The 15,050-nt window shown below is 67.8% G+C and carries 15 protein-coding genes; 5 read left to right on the forward strand and 10 right to left on the reverse strand.

The window, feature by feature from the left end; translation table 11 throughout:
* Positions 1-167: 167 nt before the first annotated feature.
* Positions 168-1,055 carry a LysR family transcriptional regulator gene (locus ACQY8B_RS01785; protein ID WP_422085135.1) on the forward strand — a complete coding sequence of 296 codons (888 nt, stop codon included), beginning with the start codon at positions 168-170 and terminating at the stop codon, positions 1,053-1,055.
* Here ACQY8B_RS01785 and ACQY8B_RS01790 read toward each other — a convergent pair whose 3' ends face one another.
* On the reverse strand, positions 1,056-1,760 hold the full coding sequence (locus ACQY8B_RS01790) for an alpha/beta fold hydrolase (RefSeq protein WP_422085136.1): 705 nt from the start codon (positions 1,758-1,760) through the stop codon (positions 1,056-1,058).
* Positions 1,761-1,874: 114 nt separating this feature from the next.
* On the opposite strand from ACQY8B_RS01790, the gene ACQY8B_RS01795 reads away from it, so the two are divergent.
* Both ACQY8B_RS01795 and ACQY8B_RS01800 read left to right on the forward strand, forming a co-directional pair.
* Positions 1,875-2,516 (forward strand): Yip1 family protein, encoded by a 642-nt coding sequence (locus ACQY8B_RS01795; protein ID WP_422085137.1) that lies wholly within the window; start codon positions 1,875-1,877, stop codon positions 2,514-2,516.
* A 31-nt stretch (positions 2,517-2,547) separates the two neighbouring features.
* The gene (locus ACQY8B_RS01800; RefSeq protein WP_422085138.1) at positions 2,548-3,246 is read left to right on the forward strand and encodes a histidine phosphatase family protein; all 699 of its coding nucleotides are present in this window, start codon (positions 2,548-2,550) and stop codon (positions 3,244-3,246) included.
* 16 nt (positions 3,247-3,262) lie between these two features.
* On the opposite strand, the gene ACQY8B_RS01805 is transcribed toward ACQY8B_RS01800, so the two are convergent.
* Together ACQY8B_RS01805 and ACQY8B_RS01810 are read right to left on the reverse strand one after the other, a co-directional pair.
* Positions 3,263-4,618 (reverse strand): tetratricopeptide repeat protein, encoded by a 1,356-nt coding sequence (locus tag ACQY8B_RS01805; RefSeq protein ID WP_422085139.1) that lies wholly within the window; start codon positions 4,616-4,618, stop codon positions 3,263-3,265.
* Positions 4,619-4,657: 39 nt separating this feature from the next.
* Complete coding sequence (locus ACQY8B_RS01810) at positions 4,658-5,056, reverse strand: tautomerase family protein (RefSeq protein ID WP_422085140.1); 399 nt, start codon at positions 5,054-5,056, stop codon at positions 4,658-4,660.
* A gap of 111 nt (positions 5,057-5,167) precedes the next feature.
* Here ACQY8B_RS01810 and ACQY8B_RS01815 point away from each other — a divergent pair, with 111 nt between their 5' ends.
* Together ACQY8B_RS01815 and ACQY8B_RS01820 are read left to right on the forward strand one after the other, a co-directional pair.
* The gene (locus ACQY8B_RS01815) at positions 5,168-6,028 is read left to right on the forward strand and encodes a LysR family transcriptional regulator (protein ID WP_422085141.1); all 861 of its coding nucleotides are present in this window, start codon (positions 5,168-5,170) and stop codon (positions 6,026-6,028) included.
* Between the two features lie 32 nt (positions 6,029-6,060).
* Entirely contained in the window at positions 6,061-6,471 is a 411-nt protein-coding gene (locus ACQY8B_RS01820; protein WP_422085142.1) for an ester cyclase, read from the forward strand.
* A 39-nt stretch (positions 6,472-6,510) separates the two neighbouring features.
* Here the strand turns inward: ACQY8B_RS01820 and ACQY8B_RS01825 are convergent, their stop codons facing one another.
* The 7 genes from ACQY8B_RS01825 to ACQY8B_RS01855 form a co-directional block, all read right to left on the reverse strand.
* Positions 6,511-7,698: a serine hydrolase domain-containing protein gene (locus ACQY8B_RS01825; RefSeq protein ID WP_422085143.1), complete on the reverse strand. Its 1,188-nt coding sequence runs from the start codon at positions 7,696-7,698 to the stop codon at positions 6,511-6,513.
* Between the two features lie 50 nt (positions 7,699-7,748).
* On the reverse strand, positions 7,749-8,165 hold the full coding sequence (locus ACQY8B_RS01830; RefSeq protein ID WP_422085144.1) for a VOC family protein: 417 nt from the start codon (positions 8,163-8,165) through the stop codon (positions 7,749-7,751).
* On the reverse strand, positions 8,162-8,692 hold the full coding sequence (locus ACQY8B_RS01835; protein WP_422085145.1) for a helix-turn-helix domain-containing protein: 531 nt from the start codon (positions 8,690-8,692) through the stop codon (positions 8,162-8,164). Before ACQY8B_RS01835 ends, ACQY8B_RS01830 begins: the two co-directional genes overlap by 4 nt.
* Before the next feature lie 84 nt (positions 8,693-8,776).
* Positions 8,777-10,372: a hypothetical protein gene (locus ACQY8B_RS01840; protein ID WP_422085146.1), complete on the reverse strand. Its 1,596-nt coding sequence runs from the start codon at positions 10,370-10,372 to the stop codon at positions 8,777-8,779.
* Positions 10,373-10,452: 80 nt separating this feature from the next.
* Positions 10,453-11,859, reverse strand: a complete 1,407-nt coding sequence (locus ACQY8B_RS01845) for an amidase (protein ID WP_422085147.1) — start codon at positions 11,857-11,859, stop codon at positions 10,453-10,455.
* Positions 11,850-13,337, reverse strand: a complete 1,488-nt coding sequence (locus tag ACQY8B_RS01850; protein ID WP_422085148.1) for an ABC transporter substrate-binding protein — start codon at positions 13,335-13,337, stop codon at positions 11,850-11,852. The genes ACQY8B_RS01845 and ACQY8B_RS01850 overlap by 10 nt, the downstream gene beginning before the upstream one ends.
* A 212-nt stretch (positions 13,338-13,549) precedes the next feature.
* On the reverse strand, positions 13,550-15,043 hold the full coding sequence (locus ACQY8B_RS01855) for an ABC transporter substrate-binding protein (RefSeq protein ID WP_422085149.1): 1,494 nt from the start codon (positions 15,041-15,043) through the stop codon (positions 13,550-13,552).
* Positions 15,044-15,050: the final 7 nt, after the last annotated feature.

A 15,050-nucleotide genomic window follows, 5' to 3' on the forward strand; every position in this document is an offset into this window, starting at 1 on the left:
ACTTCCATAAAGTTCATGAATGCCTGCGGAAGCGCGTTTGTTGGCGTTTGCAGGCGCCCGTTGCGCAAGCCGTTCGGTCGATGATGTCCGCCCTTGTCGTTCTTTCCGGAAATTCGAAATTGAGCTTGTTGAGTTTTGGCAGACGGTCATTCGTGGACCTCAATGAGTTGGCTCTCTTTCTGCAGGTGGCCCGCCTCGGGAGCTTCGCGCTGGCGGGCAAGGCCCTCGGCGTTCCCGCCAGCACGGTGAGCCGCCGGGTGAAGAACATCGAACAGCAGCTGGGAGTGCGGCTCATGCAGCGCTCCACGCGGCGCCTCGTGCTCACGGAGGCGGGGCGGCTGCTGGTGCAACGCTGCGAAGCGCACTTCAGCGCCATCGGCGAGGTCACCCGCGAAGTGCTGGACGGCGTGGGCATGGTGAGCGGCACCTTGCGGATCGCCACGCCATCGGACTTCTTCGACTGGTTTCCCCTCGGCTGGATCGGGGAGTTCCGTGCCATGCATCCCAAGGTGCGGCTGGAGATCTTCGCGCAGGACGCGCTGGCCGACGTGATCGGCGACGGCATCGACATCGCGTTCCGCGCGGGCAAGCTCGAGAACTCCCGCCTGGTCGCGATCCTGCTCACGACGACTTCGGTCTTCCTGGTTGCGAGCGCGGGCTACCTGTCGTTGCGCGGCACGCCACGCAATCCCGAGGACCTGGCCTCGCACGACGGGCTCATGTTGCGCAGTTCACCGAGCCAGAGCCAGCGCGAATGGCGCGTGGTGGGCCCTGCCGGCGAGGTCCGCCTGGAGGTGCAGAGCCGGTTCAGCGCCAACGCCATGGGTCTGCTGCGCGATGCGGCAGTGGAGGGGCTCGGCATCGCGCTGCTGCCGGAGGTGCTGATCCGCAGCGAACTCGATGCGGGACACCTGCAGCGCGTGCTGCCCGAGTACGGGCAGCCTTCGGTCAGCCTGTCGCTGCTGTACCCGAGCCGCCAGCAGATCCGCAAAGCGGCTTCGGCGTTCGTGGAGTTCGCGGTGGCCAAGTTCGGCGGCAAGGCCGCCAGGCGCTGATCAGGCGAAGTGCTTCGCCAGCCAGCCGTTCAATGCGGCGTTGACGAGTTCGGGCTTTTCCATCGTCAGCATGTGGCCGCACGCGGGCACCCACACCACCTCGGCCTGCGGCAGCAGTGCGGCCATCTCGCGGGTGCACTCGGGCGGCGCGAGCTTGTCGTCGTCGCCGCACATCAGCAGCACCGGCGCGCGCACCGAGCCCAGGTGCAGCCGCGCGTCGGGCCGCCGCATCACGGCTCGGTTCTGGCTGATGAGCTGCTGCGCGCCTGCGCCCAGCACGATGTCGAGGTAGCGCCGCACCAGCACATCATCGGCCGCCTGTGCGGGATGAAAGGCGAAGTAGACGTTCGGCTCGATCACGTCGCGTAACTCGCCGCGCTCGAAGTACTCGATGGCGCCTTCGCGCAGCGTGAACATCTCGGGCGTCTCGGGCCGTGCGCTGGTGCCCAGCAGGGCGAGCCCGGCGATGCGGTCGGGCGCCTGGCGGGCCGCTTCCATCGCGACCATGCCGCCCATCGACGCGCCGCACAGCACCAGCGGGCCGTGGTTGTCGCGCAGCACCGCGGCGGCCATGCCCTCGATGGTGCCGTTGTGCCGCTGGGCGTCGCTCACGCGGGTGTGGAAGGCGAGGGGAAGGGCGGGGATCTGGGCTTCCCAGATGCGCTCGTCGCAGGCGAGGCCGGGCAGCAGGACTAGATTTGGCATGGGTGGATTCTGCGCGATCATGGCCACCGGCGTAACGTCATAGGCTTCATGGCCAGCAGCCACGGCAGCCTCCGGTCGACATACTTTGCGGTACATGTCGAAGGACTCCGAAAAATGAATCTGGTCGAACGCGTGCAGTCCATCCTGCTCAAGCCCAAGGCGACCTGGCCGGTGATCGATGCCGAGCCGGCCGACCCCGCATCGCTCTACAGGAACTACGTGATGATCCTCGCGCTGATACCGGCGGTGGCGAGCTTCATCGGCCTTTCGCTCATCGGCATCGGCGCCTTCGGCATCAGCTTCCGCGTGCCGATCGTCTCGGGGCTCGCGCACATGGTCGTGGGCTATGTGCTGTCGCTGGTGATGGTGTTCGTGCTCGCGCTCATCATCGACGCGATGGCGCCGACCTTCGAAGGCACGAGGAGCCGGATCGGCGCGCTCAAGCTGTCGGCCTATGCCAGCACCGCGGCCTTCGTGGGCGGCGTGTTCAGCCTGCTGCCGTCGCTGTCGATCGTCGGCGCGCTCGCGGCGCTCTACGGCATCTACCTGCTCTACACCGGCCTGCCCGTGCTCATGCGCTGCCCGCTCGACAAGGCGGTGCCGTACACGGCCGTGGTGGTGGTGTGCGCCATCGTCGGCGGCGGCATCATCGGCTGGGTGCTGGCGCTGCTCACGCCGTCGCCCATGCGACTGGGCGCGGCCTCGCCCGCCGATGCGGTGGCGGCCTTGCAACAGCTGGTTGCGGCAAACGCCTGAGCCGTCACGCCCAGCGTGGAAAATGGGCGCAATGCCCACGCCCAAACCCGACTCCACCACCGACCTGATCCTCATCCGCCACGGCGAGACCGCCTGGAACCGCGAGTTGCGCTTCCAGGGCCATGCCGACGTCCCGCTCAACGACATCGGCCATGAGCAGGCCCGCCGCCTCGGCCTGCGGCTGGCCAGCGAAACCGCGGTGCAGCACATCCTGAGCAGCGACCTGATGCGCGCGCAGCAGACCGCGGCACCCGGCGCGCAGCAGCTGTCGCTGCCGGTGGTCACCTCGGCGGCCTTGCGCGAGCAGTTCTTCGGCGTGGCGGAGGGCATGCGTTCCGACGAGATCCAGAGCCAGCATCCGCGCGCGTGGGAAGAGTGGCTGGAGTTCCGCGAGGACCACGCCATGCCCGAGGGCGAAACGCCGCGCGAGTTCCACACCCGCATCATCGCGGCGCTGGGCAACATCGCCGCCGCGCACAAGGGCCAGTACCTGATCGTCGTCACCCACGGCGGCGTGCTCGACATGGTGTGGCGCACCGCGCGCGGCCTGAGCCTGAGCGGACCGCGCCGCAGCGAGATCCCCAACGCGGGCTTCAACCGCATCCGCATTGCCGACCCCGCAAGGCCAGAAGAGATCGAGATCGTCGACTGGGCCGACACGCGCCATCTGGCCGACCTGCCGCCGCAGCCGACCTACGACCAGACGCGGCACCTGAAGAACAAGGACTGAGCGTCCCCGCGCCCGCTCAGCCCCGCAAGAGCTGGCCCAGCCCCAGCCGCTCGTAGACGGCGGCCGTCTGCCGGCGAAGGCGCAGGGACTCCGGCTGTCCGTTGAGCTGCTGCTGCAGGATGCCCTGCGCACCCGTCAGCGAAGCCTCCGTGCCGTTGCGCACCAGCGCATCAAGGTAGAGCTGCTCGAACAGGTCGCGCTGCGCATGGCTGCCGCCGATCTCGATCATGCGCGGCAACGCCGTGCCCAGCCCTTCGATAGCGCCCGCGAGATCGCCGCGCGCGTGCGCCATCAGTCCGTGCGCTGCCGGCACGCACACGCGCTGCCAGGCGGCGCGCGTCGAGGGCGGCGCATGCGGCGCGAAGGCCTCGATGTTGCGCAGCAGCACATCGGCCTCGGGCCTGCCGGCACGCGCAAGGCCGTAGAGGTACTGCAGGTCGAGAAAAGGCAGCACATGGTCGGCCTGCCGCTGCAGCAGGTAGCCCGCCACGTCGTCCCATCGCGTGCCGACGTCGATGCCGGCAAGCTCCAGCCGGGCCAGCAGCGAGACCGCGCCGATCTGGTCCTGCGAGTAGTCCTTGACCACGCCCCAGGCGTGCTGGTCGTACACCGCGAGTGCCTCGGCGTCATGGCCCAGGTCGATCAGGAACAGCGCCACGTGCCACCAGTTGTGGGTGACCATGAACGAGTTGAGCCCGGTCCATGTGTCGCTCACGCTCTTCATGAATGCCAGCCCCTCGGCGAGCCGGCCTTCGGTGAGCATCACGTGCGCCAGCGCATGGTGCGCCCACGGCTCCTTGCGGCACATGCCGATGGCGTGGCGCGCGCTGGCTTCGGCCTCGCGCATCAGGTGGCACTGTTCGTAGCCGAACGCGGCCATGCCGTGCACATAGGGCACGTCCGCCGCATGCGGCAGCACGGCCAGCGCCAGCCGCAGCATGCCGGGGCAGTCGCCGGTGTTGAAGCAGTGGTACTGGCCGAGCTTGACCGACACCAGGTCGCGCGGATGCTCGCGTGCCTGCTCGGCGTGCAGCGCGATGGCTCTGCCGATGTCGCCCTGTGCCCAGGCCTCGATGGCCGCGATGTAGCGGCGCTCGCGCGGCGTGGCGCGCGCGGCGCCGGCCAGTGCCTTGTCCAGGAAGGGCCGTGCATTGGCCACGGCCTCGCGCGATTCCGCGAACAGGTGCAGCGTGGCGCAGTAGGCCTGCACGATGGGGCTCGCGTCGGTATCGGCCACCGAGAGCAGGTTGACGGCGCGGGCCTCGGTAGAGATGAAGCCCATGACGAAGTCGTCGACCAGCGGCAGGCTGGCGGCGTCGTCGAGGGTGAGCGGGTTGCCGAGGCTGTCGGCGAGGGATTTTCCGGAGGGCATGGCGGCATGGTGCCATGCCCCCCGAGATGCTTCAACGGCTCAGACGCCGGCCTGCTGGTGCCGGTACTCCTGCGTCTTGCCGCCGTAGCCGTAGGCCGCGCCGCGCGCATCGATCACGTGGATGTACGACACCTCGTGCAGGTCGGGCCGGATCTTCGCCATGGCCGCATGCACCTCGCGCAGGTAGCGCGCCTTCTCGGCCTTGGTGTTGGTCTCGTCGGTGACGCTGATGTCCAGGTGAAAGGCCGACTTGCCGAGCGAGGCGAGCGACTGGCCGCCGATGAACCAGGCGTCGGCGGCGATGTACTGCACCGTGATGGCGATGACCGGCAATTGCTTGCCGAGCACGCTCTGCGTGAGCTCGGCGACCGTGTCGACGGTCTTGCGGGTGAGGGCGGCGTCAGCTTGGCCGGAAAGGTGGACGACGATGTGGGGCATGGTGGGCTCCTTGGTGAATGGTGGGTCGATGTGGTGATTGTGGGAGCCCCTGCGCCAACGGAAAAGCGGGAAGATATGATGGAATCCATCGGTTAAACGGATGGATTGACCATGCAAGGCTTCGACCTCGAGCAGCTCCGCACCCTCGCCGCGGTGATCGACGCGGGCAGCCTCACGGCGGCCGCGCCGCGCGTTTTTCTTTCGCAGTCGTCGGTCAGCGAGCAGATACGCAAGCTGGAAGAAAGGGCGGGCCAATCGCTGTTCACGCGCAGCAAGGCCGGCGTGTCGCCTACGGAGGCCGGCACCCGGTTGCTGGCCTACGCAAGGCGCATCCTGGCGCTGAGCGACGAGGCGTTCCGCGACCTGCACGGCGAGGTGCTGCAGGGCGAACTGCGCCTGGCCGTCACCGACTACTTCCGCCCCGCCGACCTGACGCGGCTGCTGGGACGGCTCGGCGATAGCTACCCGCGCGTGCGGCTGCACGTGAGCATCCTCAAAAGCGACGAGCTGCGTGCCGCCTATGCACGAGGAGATTTCGACGTGGGCCTCGGGATGAACATCACCGGCGTGTCCGCTGAGCAGCCGCGCGCGCCGGTGCTGCGGCGCGAGTCGCTGGCGTGGCTCGGCGCGACGGGCATGCGGCTCGTGCGCGGCGAGCCGGTGCGGCTGCTCGTCCTGCCGGACACCTGCTCGCTGCACCAGTTCACTGTCGCCCTGTTGCGGCGGCGGCGCGTGGCCTATTCGCTCGCGCATGTGGCGTCGGGCGTGGCGGGGCTGCAGTCGGCGCTGGCCGCGGGGCTGGGCGTGGCCTGCCTCAACGAATCCGCGATCAGCGAGGGCGTAGCGCGGCTGGCAACGCCGCACGGGCTGCCGGCACTGCCGAAGGTGGTGTTCCAGTTCCTGCCGGCGCGGCGGGGAGAGACGGCGTTCGTCGGCAAGGCCCGGGAGCTGCTGGCGTCCCACCTCGCGTGAGGCGCTATCGTTCACGCAAAGGAGCAGCAGCCATGACCCCGACCGAACTCGCCGGCGCCTACCGGAACTACATCGCCTGCCTCAATGCACAGGACTGGCCGAGCCTGGAAAAATTCGTTCATGACGACGTGAACCACAACGGCCGGCGGGTCGGGCTGTCTGGCTACCGTGAAATGCTGGAGCAGGACTTCCAGGCGATTCCGGATCTGTTTTTCAACATCCAGCTGCTCGTTGCCGAGCCACCGCGCGTGGCCAGCCGGCTGCAGTTCGACTGCGCGCCGAAGGGCGACTTCCTCGGCCTGCAGGTGAACGGCAGAACCGTCTCGTTTGCCGAGAACGTGTTCTACGAGTTCAAGGACGGAAGGATCGTGGAGGTGTGGTCGATCATCGACAGAGCCGCCATCGAGGAGCAACTTCGCAACGAAGGCGAGGCAAGGGGCTGAGGCCGGACGTGACAACCCACGCCCGACGCGAAGCCGGGTTCAGGGGCAGCCTTCGGCCACCGCGCGGAACACGTCGATCAGTTCCGCCTCGTCCTGCTGCGAGCCGTAGTCGCTGAGCTTCACCACGACGGTGTGGTGCCTGGGGTTGACGTACACGAACTGGCTGTAGACGCCGATCGCGCTGTAGTCGCCATGCTTTTCGTGGCCGGGCGGGTGCCACCACAGCGCCGCGTACATCCAGCCCGGCTCCGCCTCGGCCACCGGCGTGGTGATGCGTGCCATCCATGCGGGCGAGATCAATGTGCGGTTGCCGACCTTGCCGCCCGCGAGCGCGAGCAGGCCGAGCTTGGCGAAGTCTCGCGGCGTCGCGTTCAGGTTGCCGAAGCCTCTCTCGATGCCGCCTGCATGGTCGAGGTTCCAGCTCGCATCGTCCTGCGCGCCGAGCGGGCCCCACAGCCGGCGCTCGAGCACCTTCGCAAGGGGCTCGCCTTCGACCCGCGCCACGATCATCGACAGATACTGCGCGTCGATGCTGCGGTACTCCGACCGGGTTCCCGGTGGGAATGCGAGCGTGCGGTTCTTCATCACATAGCTGCGAAGCTCGGTGGTGATCTGCATGCCGCCTACGCCGGTGAAGGGCTTGAGTTCCGAGTAGTCCTCGCTCACGTCGATGCCGCTCTTCATGTCGAGCAGGTCGCGCACGGTGATGTCGTCGAACCTGCCGCCGGCGGCGAACTCGGGCAGCACCGCCGCCAGCTTCGTGTCTTCGGACAGCTTGCCTTCGGCGATCAGTTGCCCCACGAGAAGGCCCACGACGGACTTGGCGATGGACCACGAAGACTCGCGCGCCGTTTTCTTGCCTGGCTCGCTGTACCACTCGTTCACCAGGGTTCCGCGGCACATGACCAGGAACGCGTTGGTCCGGGTCTCCCGCAGCACGCTCAAGATGTCGGCGTTGTTGCCTTTCCAGGGCACTGTCGCGGCAAGGGGCCGCAACTGCTCGGGAATCGGCTGCGGCTGCGGCGAGGCGGCGATCATGCGGGTGTCGTAGAGCGCCTCTACTTCCGATCTTGGCGTGAACAGGAATCGGACGAGGAACACCGGGTTCTTCATCTCGATCGCGGCCGTGAAGGCGAAGCCGCCGGCGATCACGATCAGGACGGCTACTGCGGCGACGAGCCCAGGCTTGCGGCCCCGAGGCCTGGATGCCGCAGTTGAAATGCCCATGCGAGTGTCCCTTCTTGATGTGATGCACTCAGCATGGGATTTTCTCGCAGCTACGCCGAGTTCACTCGCGCCTGGATCATCTTCCAGCCGTTGCCCGCGGGGTCGCGAAAGCCCGCGTCCACGCTGCCGTAGCGTTCCATGGGCTCCTGCGTGAGCTCCACGCCCCGCTCACGCATCCGCTGGCAGGCCGCTCGGCAGTCGGCCACGTTCAGGACCAGCGGCGGCATCGCGCCCTTGGCCACCATGGCGCGCAACGTCTGGGCGGTCGCCTCGTCGTGTACCGGCGGCCCGGGGGTGAACAGCCCCAGCTCGAACGACGGCTGTTTCGGATGCTTCACCGTGAGCCAGCGATAGGCCCCGTTGCGAACGTCCGCGTGGACGCGGAATCCGAGCTTCTCCACATAGAACGCCAGCGCCTCGTCCTGGTCGTCCACGTACAAACCCACTACACCGATACCTTGGCTCATTGCATCTCCTTGGTTGAAAGCCGGTTTGTACCGGTCGCCGTACGGCGGCGCTTCTCCGAAACTGCTTCGGTGAGATCGGGCCGTTGCGCGGCCTTGAGGACACACGCCGGCACGTGCTCGAGTTGCCGCGCCGCGGCCTGCAGGCGCGGGCGAAGCGTGCTTGGGCTTTCGCCCGTGACGTCGCGGAAGGTGCGCCCGAAGGTGCCCAGGCTTTCCCAGCCGGTGGCGAAGGCGATCTCGGTGATCGGCAGCTCGGTGTCGCGCAACATCGCCGTTGCCCGCTCGATGCGACGCGTCAGCAGGTAGCGGTGCGGCGGCATGCCGAAAGCCAGCTTGAACGAACGCGCGAAATGGGCTTCGGAGACACCGCTCACCGTGGCCAGCCGCTGCACCGGCCAGGCTTCGTGCGAAGCGGCGTCCATGCGGTCTTTCGCGCGCAGCAGGCGGCGCAGGAGCTGTGGGTCCTGCATGGCGGCGCCCTCGGCCGGTGCGGGGGACGGGGCGCGGGAGTCTTTGCGGGAGGGCATGGCAAGAACGCCAAGGATGGGTGGCGTACGGCGAGCTTAGCCGGCTTCGCCGTCCGCCGAACCATGCTGCCCGTCGCCGGCAGTTCAGGCCGCCGGCTGCGGGCGATATACCGTCTCGCCATTGCCTCGCGGCAGCGTGCCCGGCCTGTCCGGCAGAACGGCCAGCGAACCGGCCACCGCGAGCGCCTGGTCGCGGCGGCGCGCATCCTCGGCGCCGTGCGACCTTTCCGCCTTCTCGACGCCCGACAGCAACTGGCGCACGTCCGAGACGCGCTTGCGCTCGAGCGGGTTCGTGGTGTCGGACTCCAGCTTGCCCATGAGGTAGCGCTGGACGCGGGTCGACTCGCTCGCGGACTGCTCGACCGTCGCACCGATGCGCTTGCCGTCCTCGTAGGTGATGTCGGCGGACGCCTTGGCCTGGTCGTCGATCCGCACGTATTCGTAGAACTGCGATTCCTTCGAAGCCGTGAGAAGGAGCGACAACTCCGGCGTCAACGGGCGGTGGAAGCTCGCGCTCAGTTGCGCCTGCTGGTCCTGGTGGATGTTGCGATTGCGCGGATCCTTGCCGGTCACGCTGGTGCTCTGCGAGAGCTTGTACGAGAAGGTGTCGACTTCTTCGGGCCGCATCGGATTCGAGGAAACCGGGGGCTGCGCCATCGACGCATGGAAGTCGGCCAGGCCGCTGAGCAGGCTGTGGTCGCCCGCGTTCAGCGCGATCACGCCCGGCGCCTCGCGGCCCGCGACAGGTGCCGTCACGCCGTAGTTGCTGTTCATCTGCGAGAACGCGTCCTTGAACATCGACACGAGCACCGCGTCGCCCCGGCCCCGGCTGCCCGCCGCATCGGCCTGCTGCAGGTAGCGCGTCATGGCCTGCGCCTGCTGGGTGGCGGTTCCGAGGATGGCCGGATTGGACAGGTCGACGTCGACCTTCACCGTGCCCGACGGCCCGGTGGCGTTCACCGAACGCGACTTCGCGTCGGCATGAAACTCGAGGGTGTTGATGGCGCCCTTGCCATCGGCCTTGATGCTGGCCTTGAAGTCGACCGACGACAGCACCGCCGGGTCGAACTTCATGAGGCCGCCGAGCGCCAGGCGCGGCGGAAAGGCGCTCAGGCCGTCGATGGCCTCCTGGAAGGCGCCCGAGAGCTGGACCAGCGCCTTGCTCTCGGCCTCGGTGAGTTCGCCGCCGGAGACCTTGATCTGCATCGCCATGCCGTCATCCTGGCTGCCCAGGCTCAGCTCGACGGTGGCACCGCTGGCCGTGCGGATCGACAGCTTGATCTGGTTGTCGGCGTCGGTGTGCAGCGCCGGGTCGCTCGTGCCTTGCGCCGCCAGCGTCACCGACTGAGAGAAGTCGCCGGCGTCGGTGCCGAAGCGCTTGAGCATCGCGGCGCCCAGCCCGTTGAACCGGGTTCCGGGAGTGCCATAGACGAGGTTGCCGGCCATCAGCGAGGAGATCGCGTCGTCGGGCTGCCGCTCCCAGGTGGGTGCCGCGACCGTGAGGCCTGACATTGCATAGGTCTGTACGTCGGCCGACGTGGCCGACTGCCCGAGGCTCACCGAAACGGCCGGCGCGGCCGTTGCCGCAGTGTCCACGGGGACCGGCAGGCTGGTGGTGCGCCAAGCGGTCGACGCGCCGGAAGTGACCAGGGGGCTGACAGCGGTCGGGGTGACGATCAATACAGGCTCCTGTCGAAAAAGAAGACGCCCGAGAGCCGGGCACTCTTCCTTATCGGCAGGTTCGCCGGTTCCTGAAGGCCTCAGCCGCCTGCCCGTGGCACCTCGGGCCAGGGGCGCTGCACTTCGCGGATCTGCTCGAAGGCGCGCGAAACGCGAAGCACGCCGAGATCGTCGAAGCGCTGCCCCGCGATCTGCAGGCCGATCGGCAGGCCCGAAGCCGAGTAGCCGCAATTCACCGAAGAAGCCGGCTGCTCCGACATGTTGAACGGCACGGTGAAGCCGATGTGTTCCAGTGGACGCAGCGGATCGTTCGTGGGCGAGGGCGCTTCCGCCGCTGCGGGCATGTTCGGCGACACCGGCGAGATCACGTAGTCGAAGCGCGCGCATGCGCTGGCGGCGGCCACGCGTGTTGCATGGAACTGGCTGAAGCTGCGGAACACATGCTCGCCGCTGAACTCGGCCGCGCTCTCGGCCCATTCGCGGATGTAGGGCAGCACCTTGGCGCGCTGGTCGGCACGCAGCCCCTTCATGTCCACCAGCGAGCGCATGCGCCACAGGTGGTCCATTCCGTCGAGCATCGACTGCGACATGAACGGCTGCATGGGCTCGACGACCGCGCCTGCCTTCTCGAACAAGCGGGCCGCATGCTCCACGGCGGCCTGGATCTCGGGCTCGACTGCGAGCCCGCAGCCCGCGTCGAGCAGCAGCCCGATGCGCAGTCCGCGCAGATGGTCTGGCGACACGTCGAAGGCGGCCCAGTCGATGTCCTGCGCCGGCAGGCTCATGCTGTCGCGTGCATCGGGCCTGGCCAGCGCCTGCATCATCAGCGCGGCGTCGCCCACGGTGCGTGTCATCGGCCCTGCGGCGCGGCCCATGTAGGGCGGGTCGATCGGAATGCGCCCCAGGCTGGGCTTGAGCGTGAAGATGCCGCACCAGCTCGCGGGCAAACGCAGCGAGCCTCCGATGTCGGTGCCCAGGTGCAGCGGGCCGTAGCCCGCGGCGGTCGCGGCGCCGGCGCCCGCGCTGGAGCCGCCCGGCGTGAGCCGCAGGTCCCAGGGGTTGCGCGCCAGCGTGTGAAAGCTGGAGAGGCCCGACGACAACATGCCGTAGTCGGGCATGGTTGTCTTGCTGACGATCACCGCGCCTGCTTCCTTCAGGCGCGCGGCCGGCGGTGCGTCTGCGGTGGCGGGCCTGAGGTCGACGGCGGCCGTGCCGGCCGGCATCGGGTCGCCGCGCGTGGCGATGTTTTCCTTGATGGTCGTCGGCACGCCGTCGAGCGGGCTGCGTGCATCGCCGCGCTGCCAGCGCGCCTCCGATGCGCGCGCCTGCTCGAGCGCGGCCTCGGGCCTGAAAAGCCATGTGGCCTGCAGGCGAGGCTCCCAGCGCTCGATGTGCGCTATGACGGCCTGCGTGACCTCCACCGGCGAGAGCTTGCGGTCGCGGTAGGCCGCGGCAAGCTCCTGCGCGGTCAGGTCGTTCAGCCCCACGACAGCGCCGACAGGTCGTTGACGAAGATCGGGTTTTCCTTCCAGATGCCCTTGACGTTCTTCTTTGCCACGGTCGGGAACTGCGGCTGGTAGAGGAAGCCGTTGGCCGCGTCGGTGGCCAGCATCTTCTGCGCGTCGCCAAGCAGCTTGTTGCGCTCCGCGGTGTTGGCGGTGGTCTTGATCTTGTCGAACAGCGTGTCGAAGGCCTTCGACTGGTAGCCCCAGTAGTAGTCCGACTTTGCGTAGTTGCCGAGGTCGAAGGGCTCGACGTGCGACACGATCGACAGGTCGTAGTCCTTGTTGCCGTAGGTGCCGCTGAGCCACTGCGCCCACTCGACGTTCTGCACCTTCACCACGATGCCGATCTTGGCCAGCTCGGCCACGATCACCTCGCCGCCCTGGCGCGCATAGGGCGGCGGGGGCAGCGTCATCTTGAGTTCGAGCGGCGTCTTCACGCCGGCTTCGGCCAGCAGCTTCTTGGCCTTCTCGATGTCGAAGGGGTTGATGCCGGTGGTGTCGACATAGCCCGCCGCGCCCGGCACGTAGTGGCTGCCGATGGGCACGCCGAAGCCGTCGGCCGCGCCTTCGATCACGGCCTTGCGGTCGATGGCCGCCAGGATGGCGCGGCGCACGCGCACGTCGTCCAGCGGCTTCTTGCGGTTGTTGATCGACAGGATGGTCTTGGCGCGCGAACCGGCCAGGATCACCTGGAACTGCGGGTTCATCTTGAACTGCGGCACCACGCGCGTGCCGATGCGCGGGAACACGTCGATGTCGCCCGACAGCACCGCCGCGGCCTGCGCCGCTGTGTCGGAGATGAAGCGGAAGGTGACCTTGTTGATCTTGGCGGTGGCGGGGCTGCGGAAGCCCTCCCACTTGCTCAGCGTGATCGACGAGCCCTTGGCCCAGTTGTCGAGCTTGTAGGGGCCGGTGCCGACCGGCTTGTTGGCGTTGCCTTCGGCGCTCTTGGGCTCGACGATCACGGCCGTGGCCTGGCCCAGCACGAAAGGCAGGTCGGGGTCGATTTCCTTGTTGATGACCACCACGGTGTAGTCGTCGACCACCTGGGTGCTCAGGTTGGCGAAGGTGCGCTTGTCCTTGTTGGTGCTCTTCTCGCTGCCGGCGCGGTCGAACGAGAACTTGACGGCGGCTGCGTTGAAGGGCTCGCCGTTCTGGTACTTCACGCCGCGCTTGAGCTTGAAGGTGTACGTTTTCAGGTCGGGCGAGACTTCCCAGCTGTCGGCCAGCAGCGGCGTGACGCTGCCGTCGGCGTTGATCTTGGTGAGCGTCTCGAGGATGTTGTACTGCACCACTTCCGCGATGGCGGCGGCGGCACCGCTGGTGGGGTCCAGGCCCGGCGGCTCGAGCGCCATGCCGATCACGATGGCGTCCTTCCTGCCCTGCGCCATGCCGGCGAGCGGGGTGGCCAGCGCAACGGTGGCGCCAGCGGTGGTGAGGAGGGTGCGGCGGTTCAACATACGTGTGATCTCCGGAAAAACAAGCCAGGTTCGAATGACTGCTTCGGCGCGCGCCGTGCCCCGAAGGGAGGCGCGACGCCGCAAAGACACGACACGCAGCACGAAAGATGCCACGTGCGCAGCCGGTCATTCTCTCGCAGCGGGGGCGCCGCCGAGCGGCCCGCGGGGCGGTTTTTCCTCGGGACGTTCCCGTAGGCGGCAGGCCCGCCGGCTCAGGCCCAGGACAGCGCCGCGATGTCGTTCACGAAGATCGGCGCGTCCTTCCACAGCCCGCGCAGGTTGCGCCCGGCGATGGTGATGAACTGCGGCTGGAACAGGAACACGTTGGCCGCGTCTTCCGCCAGCACCCGCTGCGCGTCTCCGAGGTAGCGCAGGCGGTCGGCGGGGCGCGCGGCATTGCGGGCCTTGTCGAACACCTCGTTGAACTTCGCCGACTGGTAGCCCCAGTAGTACTCCGGCTTGGTGTAGTTCACCAGGTCGAAGGGCTCGACGTGCAGGATCAAAGAGAGGTCGTAGTTCTTGTTGCCGTAGGTGCCGCTGATCCACTGCGCCCACTCCACGTTCTGGATCTTCGCGACGATGCCGATCTTGGCGAGCTGCGCGGCGATCAGCTCGCCGCCCTGGCGCGCATAGGGCGGGGGCGGCAGCACCAGTTCGAGTTCGAGCGGCGTCTTCACGCCGGCCTCGGCCAGCAGCTTCTTGGCCTTCTCGATGTTGTAGGGGTTGACGCCGGTGGTGTCGACATAGCCGGGCAAGCCCGGCACGTAGTGGCTGCCGATGGGAATGCCGCGCCCGTCCACGGCTGCTTCGATCACGGCCTTGCGGTCGATGGCCGCGGCAATGGCGCGGCGCACGCGCACGTCGTCCAGCGGCTTGCGCTTGTTGTTGATGGCCAGGATGGTCTTGCCGAGCGAGGCGTTGAACACGATCTGGAAGCGCTTGTCGTTCTGGAACTGCGACAGGCTGCGCGACACCGAGGCGTGGGGGAACAGGTCGATGTCGTTCGACAGCAGCGCGGCGGTCTGCGCGGCCGGCTCGGAGATGAAGCGGAAGCTGGCTTTGCGGATCTGCACCGTGTCGGCGCTGCGCCAGCCGTCCCACTTGGCCAGCACGATGCTCGAGCCCTTGGCCCAGTTGTCGAGCCTGTAGGGGCCGGTGCCGACAGGCTTGGTGGCGTTGGTTTCCACGCTCTTCGGCTCGACCAGGATGGCGGAGGCCTGGCCCAGCAGGAACAGCAGGTCGGGCTCGATCTCCTTGGCGATCAGCACCACCGTGTGCTCGTCGACCACCTGCGTCGTGATGTTGGTGAAGGTGCGCTTGTCCTTGTTGGTGCTGTTGGCCGCGGCCGCGCGGTCGAACGAGAACTTCACGCTCTGCGCATTGAAGGGTTCGCCGTTCTGGAACTTCACGCCGCGCTTGAGCTTGAAGGTGTAGGTCTTCAGGTCTGGCGAAATTTCCCAGCTGTCGGCCAGCAGCGGCGTGACACTGCCGTCGGAGTTGATCTTGGTGAGCGTTTCGAACACCGTGTAGAGCACCACCTCGGCAATCTCGGCGCCGGCCTTGGCCGTGGGGTCCAGGCCCGTGGGCTCGAGCGTGAGGCCGATCACCAGCGCATCTTTTTTTCTTTGCGCCAGCGCCAGGGTCGGCAGGGCCAGCGGTGTCAGGGCTGCGGCGCCGGTGGCGAGCAGGGTGCGTCGTTTGAGCATGAAGCGG

The sequence above is a fragment of the Variovorax sp. genome, from assembly GCF_965279555.1.
Classification (GTDB): domain Bacteria; phylum Pseudomonadota; class Gammaproteobacteria; order Burkholderiales; family Burkholderiaceae_C; genus Variovorax.